We start from the raw sequence: 18,812 nt of genomic DNA, 5'->3' as shown, positions 1-18,812 counted from the left end.
CTTCCCCCATCAAGGGGGAAGGGCTTTGAGGCCGCCGCGGCCGACGCCTCGAAAGCTGAGAACGCCCCCTCCGGCCCTTCGGGCCACCTCCCTCTTCAGGGGGAGGATCTTCAGGCCGCCGCCCGGATCCTGCGCAGCGTCGCAATCGCCCCCAGGCACGCCGCGGCGGCTTCGCGGCCCTTGTTGGCGGCGTCGTCGCGGCTGCGGACGACGGCCTGGTCGTCGTCGTAGGTGGTCAGCACGCCGAAGGTGATCGGGGTCTCGGTGGCCAGGCCCGCCTGCATCAGGCCGATGCTGGCGCCGAGGCTTATGAACTCGAAGTGGGCGGTGTCGCCCTTGATCACGCAGCCCAGGCAGACGACGCCGTCGTAGCGGCCGGTGCGGGCCAGCGCCTGGGCCAGAAGCGGCAGTTCGAAGGCGCCCGGCGCGTCGATGACGTCGCCCTCGGCCACGGGCGCGCCGCCCTCCTGAAGCTCGGCGAGGGCGCCGCGCAACAGGCCGCCGGTGACCTCGGGATTGAAGCCGCTGACGACGATAGCGACACGGGGAACGGGATGGGTCATGAAACGGGTCCGGATCAGGAGGCGCGAGCCAGGCCGTGGCCCAGCTTGTCGCGCTTGGCGGCGAGATAGGCGGCGTTGTGCGGGGTGACGGGCGCCAGCAGCGGGACCTGCTCGACCACCTCGATCCCGCCGTCGCGCAGGGCGGCGGCCTTGCGCGGGTTGTTGCTGAGCAGGCGCAGGCGATCGACGCCCAGGCTCTTCAGCATGGCGACGGCGGCGGCGTAGTCGCGCGGATCGTCGGCGAAGCCCAACGCATGGTTGGCCTCCACCGTGTCGAGCCCACCATCCTGAAGGGCGTAGGCGGCGATCTTGTTGGCGAGGCCCAGACCCCTGCCCTCGTGGCCGCGCAGATAGACCAGCGCCCCGCCCTCCTCGCCGATGCGGCGCATGGAGGCCTGAAGCTGGGCGCCGCAGTCGCAGCGCTGGGAGCCCAAGGCGTCGCCGGTCAGGCACTCGGAATGCACCCGCACCAGCGGCGCGGACCCCAGCGGCCCGTTCAGCAGAACGAGATGCTCGACACCGCTGGTGCGGTCGCGGAAGGCGCGGACCTCGAACGCCCCGCCATGGGCCGACGGCAGATGCGAGGCAGCGACCGGCTCGACCGCCTGGCGCCGCAGGTGCTCGACCAGTTCGGCGATGGTCAGGATCGGCAGGTCGTGGCGCGCGCCGAAGACCTCCAGGTCGTCGCGGCGAGCCATGGTCCCGTCGTCGTTCATCACCTCGCAGATCACGGCGGCGGGCGTCAGGCCGGCCAGGCGCATCAGCTCGACCGAGGCCTCGGTGTGGCCTGCGCGGGCCAGCACGCCGCCGGGCACGGCCCGAAGCGGGAAGACGTGGCCGGGCGAGACGATGTCGGCGGGCTTGGCCCCCGGCGCCACGGCGGCCTGGATGGTCAGGGCCCGGTCGAAGGCCGAGATGCCGGTGTCGACGCCGACCGCCGCCTCGATCGAGACGGTGAAAGCGGTGCTGCGGCGGGTGCGATTGTCGGCGACCATCGGCGGCAGGCCCAGGCGGTCGACGGCGTCGGGCTCCATGGCCAGGCAGATCAGGCCGCTGGCGGCCTTGGCCATGAAGGCGATGGCCGGCGCGTCGGCGAACTGGGCGCCGAGCACGAGGTCGCCCTCGTTTTCGCGGTCCTCGTCGTCGACGAGGATGACCATGCCGCCGGCCTTCAGGCGTTCGAGGGCGTCAGATAGGCGTGACATAGCCGCTCCACATATTTGGCCAGCACGTCGACCTCGACATTGATCGGGGCGCCGACGCCGGCGTGCTGCAGGTTGGTGTGGGTCCAGGTGTGGGGGATGATCGTGATCCCGACCGGGAAGCGTCCCTCGGCGTTCGCCGGGCCGACGTGGTTGAGGGTCAGGCTGATCCCGTCCAGCGCGATCGAGCCCTTCTCGACGCAGAAGGCCCGCAAGGCGCCCGGCAGGCTGAGCGTCAGCCGGCGAGAGCCCCCGTCGTCGGTCACCTCGACAAGGCGCGCGACGCCGTCGACATGGCCCTGGACGAGGTGTCCCGACAGCCGGGTCGACAGGGTCACGGCGCGCTCGAGATTGAGCCGGGTTCCAGCGCCGGCCGCGCCCAGGCTGGTGCGGGCCAGGGTCTCGGGGCTGACGAAGAAGTCGGCCCCGCCGCCAGGATCATGGCGCACGACGGTCAGGCAAACGCCGTTGACGGCGACGCTTTCGCCCAGCGTCAGGTCGGCAAAGCCGGTGGCCAGGGACAGGCGCAGCGCCCCGTCCTCGGGGGCGACGGCGACGACCTCGCCCAGGGTTTCGATGATGCCGGAGAACATGGAGCTCCTTCAGGCCACTTGGCGGGCCGCCTGGACGCGCGAGGAGATCTCGACAGTGTCGGGATCGCCGACGCGGGCGGCCTTGGTGATGACGACGCGCTCGTCCCAGAGGCCGGCGGCGAGGAAGGCGGCCGACAGGGTCGGACCGGCCTCGACCAGGGCCTCCAACGCGCCGCCTTCGGCCAGGTCGGCCAGCAGCGCGGGGATGTCGGCGTGGACGGAAGGGTCGAGGCCGCGCTCGCGGGCGGCGGCCAGATAGGCGTCCGGCACGCGCCCCCGGCGGTCGAGGATGGCCAGGCGACGCGGCGTGCGGCGGGGGTCGGGCGTGCGGCGGACGGTCAGCAGCGGTGCGTCGGCCAGGATCGTGCCCGAACCGGTGACCATCGCGTCGGCGCGGCGGCGCAGGACGTGGGCGAGATCCAGCGACGCTTCCGAGGTGAAGGTCTTCTCGCCCGGCGGCGGGACCATCGAACCGTCGGCGGTGAAGGCCTGCTTGAGGGTCAGCCAGGGCCGGCCCTGGGTGGCGCGCATGGCGAAGGGCGCGATCAGGCGGGCGCACTCTGCGGCCAGAGGTCCGGCGACGAAGGCCACATCGAGGCCGGCGGCGGAAAGGCGGCCGGCCCCGCCGCCGGCGACGGCCGGGTTGGGGTCGCGGGCGCCGATCCAGACGGCGCGGGCGGGGCTGGCTAGGATCGCCTCGCTGCACGGGCCGGTGCGGCCGTGGTGGTTGCACGGTTCCAGGGTAACGACGAGGGTGTGGACCTCGTCCCAGCGATCGCGGCAGGCGGCGAGCGCGGCGGCTTCGGCGTGCGGCAGGCCCGCGCCTCGGTGAGCCTCGACCGCCAGGACCGTTCCGTCGGCGGCCAGCACGGCGCAGCCCACCGGCGGGTTTGGCGCGGTGGCGCCGGCCAGGGCGGAGGCGGCGTCGAGGGCCAGGCGGAAGGCCCGGGCGATGGTCGGCGGTGGAGGCGAAAGAGCCGTCATGCCAAGCAGTTAGGCCGCGCTCCTCAGGCTCGCCAAGCGTTGGTCGCTTTTCGAAACTCTTACATGTTAGAGCCCTTGGGAAATGACGGCGGCGCGTTTTGCGCCTACGAGCGTGAGCATGCGCGCGCAGCCCCCGAGCCGGCCATGAAGGGCCCCCTGAACAGCGTCGAGCCCCATGGCGACTGGGCGCCGGGGCTGCAGAAGGCCCGCCTCTACGAGCTGATCCTGCAGGACATCATCCTGGGCGAGTTGCCGCCGATGCAGGTGCTGGAGGAAAAGGCCCTGGCCGCCCGCTACGCCGGCGGGGTGGCCGGGGTGCGCGAGGCGCTGGGACGGCTGGCCATCGAAGGCCTGGTCGTGCGCCGGCCACGCGTGGGCACCATCGTCGCGCCGATGGACGTCACCGAGATCGAGCACGCCTTCGAGGTGCGGCGAATGCTGGAGGGCCGCACGGCGGCCCTGGCCGCCCGCAACCGTCGTCCGGCGGATCTGGTGGCCATCACCGCCGCCTTCGAGGGGGCCGAAGCGGCGATCGAGGCCGGCGACTTCCGGGCCATGCTGGCCATGGACCACGCCTTTCACCGGGCCGTGGCCTTCGCCGCCCAGAACCCCACCCTCGCCCGCTTCGTCATCGCCCTGCAGAACGTCGCGACGCGGTTCTGGATCTGGCAGATGGAGAAGCAGACGCCCGAGGAGCAGATGGCCGACGTGGTGCTGCACCGGGCGCTAGCCCAGGCCATCGTCGACCGCGATCCGGGCGCCGCCGAAGCGATCTGCGCCCAGCTGATCGGCGAGCCGCCCAGCGCCCAACGCGCCTGACATCGCCCATGATGGGTGAAAAATGGGCCGACTACGGGTTGCGCATTGTTACGTTATAACATAGTTGACCTCCTACTATTGTTAGATGGGGTCAGCGTTCCATGCAACTTCGAAGCATCCTTCTCGCCGCCGGCAGCCTTACCGCCCTCGCCGCTCCGACCTGGGCGCTCGCCGCGCAGTCCGGCCCCGGCGGGACCGACGTCGAGGGCGTGGTGGTGACCGCCGACCCGCTGGGCCGCTCGGGCAAGGACGTGATCTCCAGCGTCGCGGTGCTGACCGGCGAAGAGTTCGTGCAGCGCCGCCAGGCGACGCTGGGTGAGACGCTGAACGGCCTGCCGGGCGTCAATTCCGACACCTTCGGCGGCGGCGCCAGCCGGCCGGTGATCCGCGGCCAGACCGCCCCGCGCGTGAAGGTGCTGAGCGAGGGCGCGGCCCTGATGGACGCCTCGGAGGTGTCGCCCGACCACGCCGTCTCGGGCGAGCCGCTGCTGCTGGAGGGCGTGGAGATCCTGCGCGGTCCCAGCGCCCTGCTCTATGGCGGCGGCGCGATCGGCGGCGCGGTCAACCTGATCGACCGCAAGATCCCGACGCAGGTCCCGCCGCTGGGCGGCGACGGCGTGGCCGAGGTGCGCTTCGGTTCGGGCGACAACGAGCGGGCCGGCGTGCTGGGCCTGACGGCGGGCGTGGGCCAGTTCGCGGTGCGGATCGAGGCCGCCGGCCGAAAGACCGACGACTACGAGGCGCCCGGCTTCGACAGCTCGACCGTCCCCGGCACCTTCAACCGCACCTCGACGGCGACCCTTGGCCTGTCGTGGATCGGCTCGCGCGGCTATCTGGGCGCGGCCTACACCCAGCAGGACAGCAGGTACGGCCTGCCCGGCCACAGCCACGAATACGAGTCCTGCCACCCGCACGGAACGACCCTGCACTGCGGCGGCCACGACGATCATGGCGACGAGGACGACCACGATCACGACCATGAGGGCGAGGAGCACGGCGCCCCGGTGGTCGACCTGCTGAGCAAGCGCGTCGACGTGCGCGGCGAGATCAACGACCCGTTCGCCGGTGTCGAGCGCATCCGTTTCCGTGGCGGCTATACCGACTATCGCCACCACGAGATCGAGGACGGCGCCATCGCCACCACCTTCGGCAACGAGGGCTACGACGCCCGCGTCGAGGTGCAGCACGCGCCGATCGGCGGGGTGCGCGGCGTGGTCGGCGTGCAGGTGGGCAAGAGCGACTTCTCGGCCGTGGGCGAGGAGGCCTTCCTTCCGGAGAGCCGCACCGAGACCCGGGCGCTGTTCGTGGTCGAGGAATACGTGGCCGGCGACTGGCGCTTCGAAGGCGCTCTGCGCCAGGAGTGGCAGGAGGCCAGCGCCGAAGGCCGCGTGGACACCGACCACAAGCCGTTCTCGGCCTCGGCCGCGGCCAGCTGGACCTTCACGCCGGGCTATGTGGCCTCGCTGTCGGTCGCCCGCTCGCAGCGCGCGCCCAGCGCCCAGGAGCTCTATGCCCGCGGGGTGCACCTGGCGACCAACACCTACGAGATCGGCTCGGCCGGCCTCGACGTCGAGACCGCCGCCTCGGTGGAGCTGGGCCTGCGCAAGACGCAAGGCGCCACGACCTTCTCGGCCAGCGCCTATCGCTACGCCTATGACGGCTACATCTATGCCGACACCCTGGACCGCTACGAAGACTTCCGCCTGGTGCGCTACGCCCAGGACGACGCCGCCTTCACCGGCCTGGAGGGCCAGGTGACCCAGAAGCTGAAGCCCTGGCTGTCGGTGACGGCCTTCGGCGACTACGTGCGGGCCAAGCTGAAGGACGGCGGCGGCGACCTGCCGCGCATTCCGGCCGGACGCCTGGGCCTGCGCGGCGACGCCAAGAGCGGCGCGTGGAGCGGCAATGTCGAATATGTGCGGGTCTTCGAGCAGGACCGCATCGCGGCCTTCGAAAGCCGGACGCCGGGCTACGACATGGTCAACGCCACTGTGGCCTACGACCTGCCGATGGGTCCGGTGATCGGCCAGGTGTTCCTGCGCGGCACCAACCTGCTGGACGAAAAGGCGCTGAACCACGCCTCGTTCGTCGCCACGTCGGCCCCGCTGCGCGGACGCAACGTGGTGATGGGTCTGCGGGCGCTGTTCTAGGACGGCGCAAGCTTGGAGACGCCATCCCCTCCCCGGCGTCTCCGAAGGTTCGTCATCCCGGACAGCGTCCGGGATGACGAGCTTGCTTCAGGGTGGATCGAAACTCAGCAGGACACAGCCCCCAAATCCGTCCTTCCCCGCGAAGGCGGGGACCCAAGCCGAGCCTGCGGGTCGTTCACGGCAGCGCCTTATCCCCAAACCCAGCTTGGATCCCCGCCTTCGCGGGGAAGTTCGGTTGAGAGATGAAGGGCCGCGAACTACCGCCCCAACTCAGTCCGCCTTCGCCACGGCGCCCGGCGTGATGCGCACGCTGTGCACCGCCCACATCGGCTCGATGGCCTTGCTGGCGAAGGTGAAGCAGAGGTCGCCCTTGCCGCGCGGCGGGGCGTCGACGACGATCTCGGTCAGGGCCGAGTTCTTGGCCGCCTGCGTCAACGGCACGGTGGCCAGGCGCGGCCCCTTGCAACCGAAGCGCACCTCCAGCTCGCCCTCGGGCCGCGAAGGCGGACGCACCGGCAGCGGCTCCAGCTTGTTGCCGAGCTGGAAGTTGAAGGGCAGCTGGCCCACCGTGACCGTCAGCTTGGCGCCCGCCGAAAGGTCGGCGTCCTTCCAGATCCAGCACGGGTTGAGGATGTCGAGCAGGAAGGTCGCGCGCTCGCCCTTCTCATTGGCGCCGTCGTCTTCGAGGTTGAGGATCAGGCCCTCCGTGCAGCGCGTCAGCTGGTGCGAGCGGCGCGTCAGGGCCGTGTCGGCGGTGACGTTCCAGGCGCGCACCCGGCCCAGCGGATGCTTGCCCTGGAAGGTGCGGGCCTTCAGCGGCGTTCCGGCCGACAGTTTCAGCGGCGCGGCGTAGCGCGGCGAGGCCGCGGTCGGCTCCGAACCGTCGGTGGTGTAGCGCACCTCGCCGACCTGCAGGCCGGTGTCGAGGCTGGCGCCGATCTCGCCGCCCTTGGGCCAGTCGAACGCGGCTTGCGGCTCGAACGGCACGGTGTCGTAGGCCAGGCCCAGGTCGGACAGGCGGCCCAAGGTGGCCGGCAGGCGATCCTCGAAGCCCGCCCAGCCCTGCTTGTCGCGGGGGGTCCAGGCGTTTTCCGCCAGGGCCGCCAGGCGCGGGAACAGCATGGTCACGGCCCGCTCGTCGGTGCGGATGTGCTCGCTGAACATCGTGGCCTGCATGCCCAGCACGTGCTTGTGCTGCTCGGGCGTCAGCTCGCTCGGTTCGGCATTGAAGGCGTAGACGCTTTTCAGCGTCGAAAGCTTGCCGCGGCCGGGCGGCTCGTCGGGCGAGGTGCTCTGGCGATGGTCGAAGTAGAGCACCGGCCCCGGGGCCAGGACGGTGTCGTGCCCCTGCTTGGCGGCGGCGACGGCGCCTTCCAGCCCGCGCCAGGACATGACCGTGGCGTTGGGCGCGAGACCGCCTTCGAGGATCTCGTCCCAGCCGACCAGGCGGCGGCCCTTGGCGTTGAGGTGCTTTTCGATGCGCTGGATGAAGTAGCTCTGCAGGGCGTGCTCGTCGGCCAGGCCCAGTTCCTTCATGCGGGCCTGGATCTTCGGGCTGGCCTCCCACTGGGCCTTCAGCGCCTCGTCGCCGCCGACGTGGATGTATTCCGACGGGAAGATGGCCATCACCTCGTCGAGCACGTCCTCAAGGAAGGCGAAGGTGGCGTCGTCGACGTTGAAGATGTCGGGATAGACGCCCCAGTCGGCCATCACGCGATCGGCGGCCGGGCGCGTGCCCAGCTGCGGATAGCTGGAGATCGCCGCCTGGGCGTGGCCGGGCATCTCGATCTCGGGCACGACGACGATGCTGCGAGCGGCCGCATAGGCGACGATCTCCCGCGCCTGCTCCTGGGTGTAGAAGCCGCCGTAGCGGACCTCCTCGCCGGAGGCCTTGTAGCCCGCCGCCCCGGCCGGACGCCGCCAGGCGCCGTGGTCGGTGAGGTTGGGATACTTCTTGATCTCCAGGCGCCAGCCCTGGTCGTCGGTCAGGTGCCAGTGCAGCGTGTTCAGCTTCAGGCTGGCCATGCCGTCGATGATCCGCTTGATCGTCGGCAGGCTCTGGTAATGGCGGGTGCTGTCGAGCATCAGGCCGCGCCAGGAAAAGCGCGGGGCGTCCTCGATGCTCACGGCCTGCACGCGGACCGGCGCGCCGGCCTTGTCCTGACCGGCCAGTTGCCACAGCGACACCGCGCCATAGAACAGGCCCGCCTTGTCCTGGGCGCGGATCTGCGCGCGCTGGGACGAGACGTCGAGGGCGTAGGCCTCGCCCGCCGGACCGCCGCGCGACAGCACGACGCCGCCGGCGCCGGTGGGCGCGCCTTCCTTGATCGAAAGGCGCACGCCGCGGGTGGCCGCCAGGGTGTCGACCAGCCACTGGGCCGCGGCCCGGGCCTCGGCGTCGCCAGCCGCGATCCAGACGGCGTCGCCGGCGCGCAGGGCCAAAGAACCTTGCGCCGGCGCGATCTTGGCCGGGGCCGGGGTGATGGCGAAGGCCTGGGCGGCCAGGGCCGGCGCGGGCAGCACGGCGGCGAGCGCGACGGCGGCCGCGACGGATCGGAGGGCGAAAGGCATGGTCAGCTCCCAGCGGCCTCTTTTCAGAGGCTCTTGATCGTTATGTTCGAAATTCGGGCCGCGAAGCCCTTGCCGGCCGGCGAGGCGGCCATGACGCCGAGGTCGACGGTTTCCGGCATCGGCAGGTGGCCAAGGCGGGTGTCGACGAAGGCGCCTTCCCCCACGGCGTGGGCGCAGAACAGGGTCTGGCCCGAGCGGCGCAGCTTGACCCGCACGGCCGGCGCGGTGGGGATCACGAGCGAGGAGCCGTCAGACCAGTCGCGGGTGAAGACGGTGGCCGAGTGCAGCTCTCCGCCCAGGCGCTCGACCCCGGTCTTCATCCAGAGGTCGGGGGCCAGGCGCAGCATCAGGCCGGTCTGGTCGGCGTCGGCGGCGTAATCGCCGGACAGGACGGCGGTCATCTCGAAGTCGCCGGACTGGCGGCGGAACCAGAAGTGGCCGTTGTCGACCAGCGGACCGCCGGCCGTGCGCCGCCAGAAGTCCGTGCCGGGGCCGGCTTCGCAGGCCAGGGTTCCGTCCTTCCAGGCCCAGGTCGGCGGCGCGTTGAGCCACGACCAGCCGTCGGAAGCGCGCGCCAGGGTCGGCGTGGCGACGGCGGCGGCGGCGCTGACGAGAAAGCCCCGGCGATGGATGGCGCGATCAGACGACAAGGCTGAGCCCCAGCACGCAGATCAGGCCGACGATGCCGACCAGGCTCTCCATCACCGTCCAGGACAGCAGGGTCTCCTTCAGGGTCAGGCCGAAATACTCCTTGAACAGCCAGAAGCCCGGGTCGTTGACGTGCGAGAACATCAGGCTGCCGGCGCCGATGGCCAGGACCATCAGGTTGGGGTCGACGCCGGTCGTGGCCATCAGGGGCTGGATCAGTCCGGCGGCGGTGAGGCCCGCGATGGTGGCCGAGCCCAGGGCGACGCGGATGACGACGGCGATCAGCCAGCCCAGCACCAGCGGATGCAGCGGCAGCGAGCCCAGCCAGCCGCCGAGCGTGGCGCTGACGCCGCTGTCGACGAACACCTGCTTCAGGGCCCCTGCCCCGGCCAGGATCAGCAGGATCGAGGCCACGTCCTTCAGGGCGTCGCCATAGCGCTGCATCTGGATGGGAATGCCGATGCCGCGCAGCACCCCCAGGCTGAAGGTGGCGTAGATCAGGCACAGGGTCAGGACGACGGCGGGGTTGCCGAGGAAGCCGATCAGGTCGTGGGTCGGCGACGGGTTCTTGAAGGCGACCAGCAGCGCCGTGGTGGCGGCGATCAGCACCACGGGCAAGAGCGCAGTGGTGAAGCTGTTGATCGGGCCCGGCGCCTTGGCGTCCGCGGCCTCCTCGGCGGCGAACGGCGAGTCCGCGGGCGGTCCGCCCAGCGGCAGCAGGTTGACGCGCTTGAGCACCAGCGTGAGCAGCGGGCCGCCGACCATCAGGGCGGCGATGGCGACGATCAGGCCGTAGCCGAGGGTCAGGCCCGTGTCGGCGCCGAACAGGGTGACCAGGGCGGCCGGCGACGGGTGCGGCGGCAGGTAGCCGTGGGCGACCGACAGGCCCGACAGCAGCGGCAGGCCGACATAGACCGGCGGCAGGTCGGCCCGCTTGGCGATCGAGAAGATCAGCGGGATCATGACCACGAAGCCGACGCTGTAGAACAGCGGGATGCCGACGATCAGGCCGGTCATGGCCATGGCCAGCAGGATGAAGCGCAGGCCGACGGCGCCGATCAGCGCGCGGGCGATGCTCTGGGCGGCGCCGCTGTCGGCGATGGCGCGGCCGAACATGGCTCCCAGGCAGATGATGGCCACGAGGCCGCCGAGCATGTCGCCGACGCCCTTCTCGAGGGACTTGGGGATCTGGGCCAGCGGCATGCCGAACAGCACCGCGCCGCCCAGAGCCACGACCAGGAAGGCCAGGAACGGCGGGACCTTGCCCCAGGCGATCAGCACGACCAGCAGCGCGATCAGCGCGACAACGGCGAGCACCATCATGACCAAGCCACCACCCTAGAGCACGCGGGCGACGTTTCGCTCCGCTGCGGGAAGGAAAGAGCGATTCCCCGGCGCCGTGGGGTTTTGTGGCGCCGGGGAATCTAAAGCCGAACAAGGCAGGGGATCCGCCTTGGGGCTGAGGCCCGGCCGCTTACCGGGGAGGGAGTGGCTTCGCGGCCGGTGGTGGGCGCGCTCGCAGAAGCGCGCCCGAGCACGGCGATCAGAACCGCAGGCGAACGCCCGCGCGGTACATCCGACCGATGGTGTCGTAGAGGTAGGGGTTGACGCCCGGGCTGACGTTGGTGGTCGGCGCGGCGACCGGATCCTCGTCGAACAGGTTGTCGACCTTGAAGTAGGCGGTGACGTTGTCGTTGACGTCGTAGGTGCCGCCGAGGTCGACGTAGGTCGCCCCCTCCATGTGGTTGTTGTCGATGGTGCGGCGCTGCACGGTCGAGACCGGGCAGTTGGTCTGGCACTCGATGTATTCGTTGTTGTAAACGCCGTCGCTGATCCAGCGCTGGTAGAGGGTCAGGCTGAGACGATCGAGCGCCCAGGTCTGGCTGAAGGTGGCCTTCCAGTCAGGGGTGTTGGACAGGTTCACGCCGGCGCTCTCGACCGGGATCGTGCCCAGCACGCCCGAGGTGGTCTTGAAGCTCATGACGTGGGTGGCCAGGGCCCGGATCGACAGCGTGCCCGGCAGGCCCCAGTCTTCCAGGTTCTTGCGGTAGATCGCCTCCAGGTCGACACCCTTGGTGCGCATGGTGGCCACGTTGAAGGCCTGCACCCGCACGAAGTTGGTGTTGGGCTGGGTGCTGGTCAGCAGCATCGCCCCGCAGATCTCCTGGTTGCCGGCGACGCACAGGTCGACCAGGTCCTGGGCGGCCAGCGAGTTGATGGCGCCGTCGACCTTGATGTCGAAATAGTCGGCCGAGAAGCTGAAGCCCGGCAGCCAGGCCGGCTCGGCCAGGACGACGCCGACCTCGGTGTTGCGGGCGATCTCGGGACGCAGGTTGCTGTTGCCGACGATCTCCTGGAGGACGTTCACCGCCGTGCCGCGATAGAGGACGGTGGCGTTGGTCACCACCGGCGGCGCGAACAGCTCGCCCAGGTTCGGGGCGCGGATGTCGCGCGAGGTCACCGCCCGCAGGCGCAGGCCCTGGACCGGGGTCTTCCAGACGCCGCCAAGCTTCCACGTCGTGACGTTGCCCGAGGTGCTGTACCTGGTCTGGCGGACCGCGCCGTTGATGTTGGCCTCGCCGAGGGTCTCGGACTGAAGGACCGGCACGTTGGCTTCGAGATAGCCTTCGGTGACGCTGTAGGAGCCGTGGCCGCCGTGATAGTTGCCGGCGTACCAGTTGTTGCCCGCCAAGCGCAGCAGCGGATCGGCCTTGTAGTCGTCGGTGTAGCCGTTGTCGGCGGTGGCGCCGTCGCCGTAGGGGTCGCCGATGGTGCGGTACTTTTCCTCGCGCCATTCCAGGCCGGCGGCGATGGCCACCGGGCCGGCCCACGACTGGAAGGGCTCGCCGGTGACGTTGAACGCGGCGACGGACTCGTTCTGCTTGGAGCGCTGGCGCGGCCCGTTCTTGGGCATGACGTAGGCCAGGGCGGCCGGATCCTGGGCGACATTGCCGATGATGTTCAGCGGCACGCAGCCGGCGGCGCGGGCGATCGGATCGCGGCAGATCACCGTGCCGTTCGGGCCGGCGATGGCGTCGATGGCGGCGTTGTAGCGCGGCGTCAGGGTGATGTTGTCGACGTCGATGCTGATGCGGTTGATGCCGTAGGCATAGTAGGCGTCATAGCTCCACGACGTGCCCAGCACCTCGCGGCTGCCGGTCGCGCCCAGCACGAAGCGTTCCTGCTCGCGCTTGACGTTGACGTCGATGGGACCGAAGGCGCCGTTGCTGGTGCCCATCTGGAAGCTGGTGATGTTGTTGCTGACGCAGGCCGAACGGATGGCGGCCGGCACGAACGGGTTCTCGCACTGGATGGTCAGGCCGGTGCGCTCGGCGCCGACATTGGGCTGGTTGAGCGAGTTCACCTGGGCGAAGTTGGTGGTCAGGTAGATCTCGTCGTCGTCGCCCCACTTGTAGCTGACGCGGCCGTAGGCGACTTTTCGCTTAAGCCGCGCGGCCAGGGTCGGCGAGGCGCCGATGCCGCCCGACAGGTCGCCGCCGACGCAGAACGGGGCGAAGCAGCCGGTGACGCCGCCGGCGCCGTTGGGCGTACCGCCCGAACCGTACTGGAACTGGTAGGGCGCGCCGCCCTGACCGAAGGCGATGCCTTGCAGCGGGCCGTTGGTGATCAGGCCGTACTTGGCGTACTGGATCTGCTGGGCGCCCTTGATGACGCGATACTGCGGACGGCCGTCGGTGGTCGAGGCCAGCGGGCGCACCTGGATGGCGGGGGTTTCGTACCAGTCACGGCCGCCAGCCTGCTGCTCGCCGAAGCCGCCGGCCAGGACGCCGGCCTCGCGGCTGTATTCGACGCTGCCGATGATGCGCAGGCGGTCGTCCATGAAGGCGTCGCCGAACGCGGCCTGGGCCACGAAGGTGTCGTTGTCGCGATACTTGCTCTCGCCGCCTTCGAGGCGGGCCTTGAAGCCCTCGAAGGTCTTGTCGGTGACGAAGTTGACCACGCCGCCAATGGCGTCCGAACCGTAGGAGGCCGAGGCGCCGCCGGTGACCACGTCGACCTGCTTGATCAGCAGCTGCGGGAACTGGCTGACGTCGGACACCCCGTTGATGTTGGCGGGGGTGACGCGCTGGCCGTCCAGCAGGGTCAGGGTGCGGATGGGGCCAAGGCCGCGCAGGCTGAACGAGCTAAGGCCCTGCATGCCGCTGCTGGTGCTGTTGACGAAGACCGTCTTGCCGGTGCTGCCTTGCAGGGCCGGCATCTGGACGATGGCCTGGAAGACGTTGGGCTGCGAGGCCTTCTCCAGGTCCTCGGCGGTGACGGTGGTGGTCGGCGTCGGCTGAGTGAAGCCGCGCGAGGCGATGCGAGAACCGGTGACGACGACTTCCGAGACGGTGGAGTCACCTTCGGCGGCGGACGCTTCGGCCTGTTGAGCCGCGTGGGCCATCGCCCCCCAGGACAACAGCGCCAGAGCCGAGACCGTGCCGGCATAGGTTCGGCGATTCAATTTCAACAACTTCCAGCCCCCTTGCTCGAGGAGCACGAGCCCGGGCGCACTGTTGGCGCTCACTGAACCCGACTCCAGATAAATATTATTACTTCTCCGCAGACACGGAGATGCTCTTTATATTTTTGAATGTCGGACAATTAGGCTCGGATACTGTTGCGAACCGGGCCACCGCCTTCAATTCCCGCCCTCTTGAGGACGCAGGAAGGATTGTCACAGGGCCTATATAACGTCAATCACAAAACATTCATTTATGTAGCAATCATAAAACGATTGCCTATGACCTCACCCCGAAATCCACAAATTCCCTTATTTTTCAACGCACAGAGCGGCGCCCGCAAATGCGGCGCCGATGAAAGATACGCTATCAAAGCGACGCGAGCAGCCTCGCGCGCACACGCAGAGCGCATGAGAGCGCTATCAAGAGAAGATCGAATTCCAAGCGCCCCAATAGGCGATGCGCGTCACTCGCCAAGCATACGGCTACGCGGCGTCCAGAAGAGCCTCCGCGGCGAAGGCTGGCCGGCCGACCCGGTCAGTCGCCGATCGGCTGCTGAGGCGCGATTCCGTGCAGCCAGGCGACGCTGCCGCGCGCCCGGCGCAGCATCTGGTGCGCCCGCTCGCCCAGCGACACCGCCACCGCATAGGCCAGCCGGTCGATGACGAACAGCTGGGCGAAGCGCATCGGGTTGGGCTGGAACTCCTCGACGCCCGACGGCGACAGCCCCACGTGCAGACAGACGTCGGCGTCGCGACCGAGCGGCGAATCCGCGTCGGTGATGGCGATGCAGGTGGCCTTGTAGTGCTTGGCCAGCTCCATGCTTTCCTGCAGTTCGCGCGGGCGACCGGTGGACGACAGGAACAAGGCCACGTCGCCCGGCGACAGGATCGCGGCCGACATGCGCTGGGCGTAGCCGTCGGTGAACACCATGGCCGGCACGTCGAGGCGGAACAATCGGTTGTGGATCTCGCTGGCCAGCGCCGCCGAACTGCCGCCGATACCGTAGATCACCACGCGCGCAGCCTTGGCGATGGCCAGGGCGGCGACCTGCAAGTCCTTTTCGCTCAAGGTCTCGCGCGTGCGGCCGAGCGCGTCGATGATGGTGTCGAACAGCCGATCGGCGACCGCGGCGTCAGCGCCAAGGGCGACCTGCGGCTCAGGCCTGGCCGGCGCCGGACGCGCCGCCCGCTCGCGCTGGTCGGTGACGGCCTGGGCGTGGGCGAGCTCCTGGATCAGGCGGAACTTCAGGTCCTTGAAGCCCTCGCAACCGACCGTGCGGCAGAAGCGCATGACCGTCGGCTCGCTGACCCCCAGGTCGGTCGCCACCGACTTGACGCTGGCGCGGACGAACTCGTGCGGCGACTTCAGGATCAGCTTGGCGATCTTGAGATCCGAGCGCGTCATCGCCTCCATCATCGCCTCGATGCGCGGAAGGATGTCGCCGTCGTCGACGGCGTTTTCAGACTGACTCATCCCCCGATCCCTTCACCAAACGGCGCGCGCCCGACGACTGATACCGACAACGATGTCGCGCCGCAATCAAGGCCGCGACCCCACCAGCACCAAGAATGATAGTTTTGCTACATTTTCGTTGACACCGCTACATCCGGCATGGCTCCTGAGCATCGGAACTCGACCTTGAGTCAGGAGAATTTCGTGTCCATCCAACGCATCGGCGCGGCCACCACGGGCACCGGCGGCAACGCCCTGCCCTTCTGCCAGGCCACGGTCGCCAACGGCTTCGTCTTCGTCTCGGGCCAGGTGCCGATGGACGAGAACGGCGTGCTGGTCGACGGCGGCGTCGTACCCCAGACCCACAAGGTCATCGAGAACATCGTCGGCATACTGGCCAAGGCCGGCTGCACCCTGAAGGACGTGGTCAAGGCCAATGTCTGGCTCGACGACGCCCGCGACTTCCACGCCTTCAACCGCGTCTACAACGGCTATTTCGGCGACGCCCTGCCCGCTCGCGCCTGCGTGCAGTCGCCGATGATGGTCGACTGCAAGGTCGAGATCGAGGTCATCGCCGTGGTTCCGCAGGCCTGACGCCGATGATGTCGCCCGCCGATCTCGACACGCTGGTCCTCGCGCCCGGAACCAAGGCCGTCCCGCTGGACGGCTCGGTGCGCACCCTTGGCGACCTGGCCGGCCGCGGCCTGTCGCTGCTCGGCGGCGACATCCCGATGCCGGCCGCGGTGCTGAAACGCGCCGCGATCGACAACAATCTGGCCGTCATGCAGGCTTATGTCGACGCGGCGGGCGCGAAGCTCGCCCCGCACGCCAAGACGACCATGTGCCCGCAGCTACTGACGCGGCAGATCGAGGGCGGCGCCTGGGGCCTGACGGCGGCGACCATGACCCAGCTGAAGCTGTGCCACGAGATCGGCGCCCCGCGCCTGATCCTGGCCAACCAGCTGGTCGGCCGCGCCGAGATCGAGTGCCTGCGCGACCTGACGAAGAAGGCGCCCGAGCGCCCGGTCTATGTGCTGGTCGACGGCGAAGCCGGCGTGCGGGCCATTTCCGACATCTTCGCCGCCGCGCCCGACGCGCCGCCGGCCCGCCTGCTGATCGAGCTGGGCATGGCCGACGGCCGCTGCGGCGTGCGCTCGGCGGGCGAAGGCCTGGCGCTGGGCCGCCTGGTCCATGCCCTGCCGGGCGTCGAACTGCACGGCGTCGAGGGCTATGAGGGCCTGGTCTTCAGCGACCACGCCGTGCGCGACGCCGTCGAGGTCGACGCCTATCTCGACGGCCTGATCGGGTTGCACCACGCCCTGCGCGCGGAAGGCCTCTATGCCTTGGACGAGGTGGTGCTGACCGCCGGCGGTTCGGCCTATTACGACCTGGTGGCCCGGGCTCTGGCCGGCGAGGCGCCGGGCGCGACGATCGTGCTGCGCAGCGGCTGCTACGTCACCCACGACAGCGGCTTCTATCGCGAACTGTTGAGCCGCATGGACGCCCGCGAGGCTGTCGGCGCTCCGCCCCGGCTGCGCCCCGCGCTGGAGGTCTGGACCCGGGTGATCTCGCGCCCGCAGCCCGACATGGCCATCGTCATGATGGGCAAGCGCGACGTCTCGTTCGACATCCATCTGCCGGCCGCCCGCCACTGGTTCCGTCCGGGCCTGCACCAGCAGGCGCAGAGCATCGACGGCGTCGTCACCGCCAAGCTGGCGGACCAGCACGGCTTCCTCACGATCGCCCCCGACGCCGACCTGGCGGTCGGCGACCTGCTGGGCTTCGAGATCTCCCACCCCTGCACGACCTTCGACAAGTGGTCGGTGCTGCTGGAGGTCGACGAGGCCTACGGCGTGCTGGGCGGCCTGAAGACCTTTTTCTAAAGCGAGCGTTCCTTGAGCAGTCCGACCATGGCAAGCCCCCTCCCCGCCGCCGACATCGTCCTGAAGGGCGGAACGGTCATCGACGGAAGCGGCGGCGCGGCCTTCGTCGCCGACGTCGCCCTGGCCGGCGACACCATCGTGGCCGTGGGCGCCTCGTTGCCGACGGGCGTGGCGCAGGTGATCGACGTCTCGGGCCTGGTGGTGGCGCCGGGCTTCATCGACGTGCACACTCACGACGACCTCGTCTGCATCACCCAGCCCGACATGCTGCCCAAGATCAGCCAGGGCGTGACGACCGTGGTGGCGGGCAATTGCGGGATCTCGGCCCCGATGCTGCGCTTCGACGATGCGGTGGCCGAGCCCTTCAACCTGCTGGGCGCGCGCGAGGACTTCGCCTACGCCGCCTTCGCCGACTATCGCCGCGCCATCGAGGCGGCCAGCCCGCGCGTCAACGTGGCGGCCCTGGTCGGCCACTCGACCCTGCGCGTGCTGTGCATGGACGACCTGGAGCGACCCGCCACGCCCGCCGAGCGCGAGGCGATGGACACCCTGCTGCGCAACGCCCTCTCGGAAGGCGCCCTGGGCATGAGCTCGGGCGTGTTCTACGCCCCGGCCTGGGCCGCCGACATGGAAGAGCTTCAGGCGCTGGCCCGCACCGTCGCCCAGGCCGGCGGCGTCTACACCGCCCACATCCGCGACGAGCGCGAGGGCATCATCGAGGCCCTGAAGGAAGCCTTCGCCGTGGCCGCGCCCAGCGGCGCGCCGCTGATCCTGTCGCACCACAAGTGCGCCGGCGTGCGCAATTGGGGCCGGGCGGCCGAGACCCTGGGGCTGATCGACCAGACCCGCCAGAGCCAGCCGGTGCACCTGGACTGCTATCCCTACACCGCCGGCTCGACGATCATCCGCCCCGACCTGGCCGACGGCGAGGTCGAGATCCTGGTCAACTGGTCCGAGCCGCATCCGGAGATGGCCGGCCGCACCCTGGCGGTGATCGCCGCCGACTGGGGCCTATCGCAGCCGGAGGCGGCAGAGCGGCTGATGCCCGGCGGCGCCAGCTACTTCCAGATGGCCGAGGCCGACATGCGCTCGATCCTGGCCCATCCCTGCTGCATGGTCGGCTCGGACGGCCTGCCGCACGACAAGCGCCCGCACCCGCGCCTTTGGGGCGCGTTCCCGCGCGTGCTGGGCCACTACGCCCGCGACCAGAAGCTGATCAGCCTGGAGGCGGCCGTGCACAAGATGACCGGCCTGGCCGCCGACACCTTCCGCCTGGCCGGTCGTGGCCGCGTGGCCGCGGGGATGAAGGCCGACCTGACGGTCTTCGACGCCGAGGCGATCATCGACCAGGCCACCTATGAGGCCCCCACCCGCCCGGCCAGGGGCGTGGAGCACGTGTTCGTCAACGGCGCCCTGGCCTGGAGCGACGGCGGCGTGGTCGGCCAGCGAGCGGGCCGCTTCCTGCGCTCGGCCGCCTGAAG

Annotated in this window: 14 protein-coding genes; 5 read left to right on the top strand and 9 right to left on the bottom strand. The window is 70.0% G+C overall.

Annotation, left to right across the window (positions count from 1 at the left end):
- Positions 1 to 110: 110 nt before the first annotated feature.
- The 4 genes from ribH to ribD are packed head-to-tail and all read right to left on the bottom strand — an operon-like array spanning position 111 to position 3,342.
- Positions 111 to 563 carry a 6,7-dimethyl-8-ribityllumazine synthase gene (gene ribH / locus ACODR1_RS17020; protein ID WP_488881513.1) on the bottom strand — a complete coding sequence of 151 codons (453 nt, stop codon included), beginning with the start codon at positions 561 to 563 and terminating at the stop codon, positions 111 to 113.
- Between the two features lie 14 nt (positions 564 to 577).
- Positions 578 to 1,768 (bottom strand): 3,4-dihydroxy-2-butanone-4-phosphate synthase, encoded by a 1,191-nt coding sequence (gene ribB / locus ACODR1_RS17015; RefSeq protein ID WP_488881512.1) that lies wholly within the window; start codon positions 1,766 to 1,768, stop codon positions 578 to 580.
- Positions 1,735 to 2,358: a riboflavin synthase gene (locus tag ACODR1_RS17010; protein WP_488881511.1), complete on the bottom strand. Its 624-nt coding sequence runs from the start codon at positions 2,356 to 2,358 to the stop codon at positions 1,735 to 1,737. The genes ribB and ACODR1_RS17010 overlap by 34 nt, the downstream gene beginning before the upstream one ends.
- Before the next feature lie 9 nt (positions 2,359 to 2,367).
- Positions 2,368 to 3,342, bottom strand: coding sequence for a bifunctional diaminohydroxyphosphoribosylaminopyrimidine deaminase/5-amino-6-(5-phosphoribosylamino)uracil reductase RibD (ribD, locus tag ACODR1_RS17005; RefSeq protein WP_488881510.1), 975 nt, complete (start codon positions 3,340 to 3,342; stop codon positions 2,368 to 2,370).
- Positions 3,343 to 3,486: 144 nt separating this feature from the next.
- On the opposite strand from ribD, the gene ACODR1_RS17000 reads away from it, so the two are divergent.
- Positions 3,487 to 4,161 carry a GntR family transcriptional regulator gene (locus tag ACODR1_RS17000; protein ID WP_488881509.1) on the top strand — a complete coding sequence of 225 codons (675 nt, stop codon included), beginning with the start codon at positions 3,487 to 3,489 and terminating at the stop codon, positions 4,159 to 4,161.
- Positions 4,162 to 4,262: 101 nt separating this feature from the next.
- Complete coding sequence (locus ACODR1_RS16995; protein WP_488881508.1) at positions 4,263 to 6,311, top strand: TonB-dependent receptor domain-containing protein; 2,049 nt, start codon at positions 4,263 to 4,265, stop codon at positions 6,309 to 6,311.
- Positions 6,312 to 6,581: 270 nt separating this feature from the next.
- On the opposite strand, the gene ACODR1_RS16990 is transcribed toward ACODR1_RS16995, so the two are convergent.
- The 5 genes from ACODR1_RS16990 to ACODR1_RS16970 form a co-directional block, all read right to left on the bottom strand.
- Complete coding sequence (locus ACODR1_RS16990; protein WP_488881507.1) at positions 6,582 to 8,882, bottom strand: beta-N-acetylhexosaminidase; 2,301 nt, start codon at positions 8,880 to 8,882, stop codon at positions 6,582 to 6,584.
- A 23-nt stretch (positions 8,883 to 8,905) separates the two neighbouring features.
- Positions 8,906 to 9,532 carry a DUF1349 domain-containing protein gene (locus tag ACODR1_RS16985; RefSeq protein ID WP_488881506.1) on the bottom strand — a complete coding sequence of 209 codons (627 nt, stop codon included), beginning with the start codon at positions 9,530 to 9,532 and terminating at the stop codon, positions 8,906 to 8,908.
- Positions 9,522 to 10,850 carry a GntP family permease gene (locus tag ACODR1_RS16980; RefSeq protein WP_488881505.1) on the bottom strand — a complete coding sequence of 443 codons (1,329 nt, stop codon included), beginning with the start codon at positions 10,848 to 10,850 and terminating at the stop codon, positions 9,522 to 9,524. The genes ACODR1_RS16985 and ACODR1_RS16980 overlap by 11 nt, the downstream gene beginning before the upstream one ends.
- Before the next feature lie 223 nt (positions 10,851 to 11,073).
- Positions 11,074 to 13,995: a TonB-dependent receptor domain-containing protein gene (locus tag ACODR1_RS16975; RefSeq protein ID WP_488881504.1), complete on the bottom strand. Its 2,922-nt coding sequence runs from the start codon at positions 13,993 to 13,995 to the stop codon at positions 11,074 to 11,076.
- 535 nt (positions 13,996 to 14,530) lie between these two features.
- On the bottom strand, positions 14,531 to 15,469 hold the full coding sequence (locus ACODR1_RS16970) for a MurR/RpiR family transcriptional regulator (RefSeq protein ID WP_488881503.1): 939 nt from the start codon (positions 15,467 to 15,469) through the stop codon (positions 14,531 to 14,533).
- A gap of 183 nt (positions 15,470 to 15,652) precedes the next feature.
- On the opposite strand from ACODR1_RS16970, the gene ACODR1_RS16965 reads away from it, so the two are divergent.
- From ACODR1_RS16965 to ACODR1_RS16955, 3 genes are read left to right on the top strand one after another with little or no spacing between them, the layout of a single operon-like run.
- A complete protein-coding gene (locus ACODR1_RS16965) occupies positions 15,653 to 16,042 on the top strand; it encodes a RidA family protein (RefSeq protein WP_488881502.1) in 390 nt (129 codons plus the stop codon).
- A 5-nt stretch (positions 16,043 to 16,047) separates the two neighbouring features.
- Positions 16,048 to 17,331: a type III PLP-dependent enzyme domain-containing protein gene (locus ACODR1_RS16960; RefSeq protein WP_488881501.1), complete on the top strand. Its 1,284-nt coding sequence runs from the start codon at positions 16,048 to 16,050 to the stop codon at positions 17,329 to 17,331.
- 27 nt (positions 17,332 to 17,358) lie between these two features.
- Positions 17,359 to 18,810 (top strand): N-acyl-D-amino-acid deacylase family protein, encoded by a 1,452-nt coding sequence (locus ACODR1_RS16955; RefSeq protein ID WP_488881500.1) that lies wholly within the window; start codon positions 17,359 to 17,361, stop codon positions 18,808 to 18,810.
- The last annotated feature ends 2 nt before the right edge of the window (positions 18,811 to 18,812 follow it).

The organism is Caulobacter sp. FG7 (assembly GCF_057808875.1).
This window is presented reverse-complemented; position numbering and strand designations above follow the sequence as displayed.

Excerpts from the sequence above, each read along its gene's own strand:
- ribH (WP_488881513.1), bottom strand. The coding sequence starts at position 563 with ATGACCCATCCCGTTCCCCGTGTCGCTATCGTCGTCAGCGGCTTCAAT.
- ribB (WP_488881512.1), bottom strand. The coding sequence starts at position 1,768 with ATGTCACGCCTATCTGACGCCCTCGAACGCCTGAAGGCCGGCGGCATG.
- ACODR1_RS17010 (WP_488881511.1), bottom strand. The coding sequence starts at position 2,358 with ATGTTCTCCGGCATCATCGAAACCCTGGGCGAGGTCGTCGCCGTCGCC.
- ribD (WP_488881510.1), bottom strand. The coding sequence starts at position 3,342 with ATGACGGCTCTTTCGCCTCCACCGCCGACCATCGCCCGGGCCTTCCGC.
- ACODR1_RS17000 (WP_488881509.1), top strand. The coding sequence starts at position 3,487 with ATGAAGGGCCCCCTGAACAGCGTCGAGCCCCATGGCGACTGGGCGCCG.
- ACODR1_RS16995 (WP_488881508.1), top strand. The coding sequence starts at position 4,263 with ATGCAACTTCGAAGCATCCTTCTCGCCGCCGGCAGCCTTACCGCCCTC.
- ACODR1_RS16990 (WP_488881507.1), bottom strand. The coding sequence starts at position 8,882 with ATGCCTTTCGCCCTCCGATCCGTCGCGGCCGCCGTCGCGCTCGCCGCC.
- ACODR1_RS16980 (WP_488881505.1), bottom strand. The coding sequence starts at position 10,850 with ATGGTGCTCGCCGTTGTCGCGCTGATCGCGCTGCTGGTCGTGCTGATC.
- ACODR1_RS16970 (WP_488881503.1), bottom strand. The coding sequence starts at position 15,469 with ATGAGTCAGTCTGAAAACGCCGTCGACGACGGCGACATCCTTCCGCGC.
- ACODR1_RS16960 (WP_488881501.1), top strand. The coding sequence starts at position 16,048 with ATGATGTCGCCCGCCGATCTCGACACGCTGGTCCTCGCGCCCGGAACC.
- ACODR1_RS16955 (WP_488881500.1), top strand. The coding sequence starts at position 17,359 with ATGGCAAGCCCCCTCCCCGCCGCCGACATCGTCCTGAAGGGCGGAACG.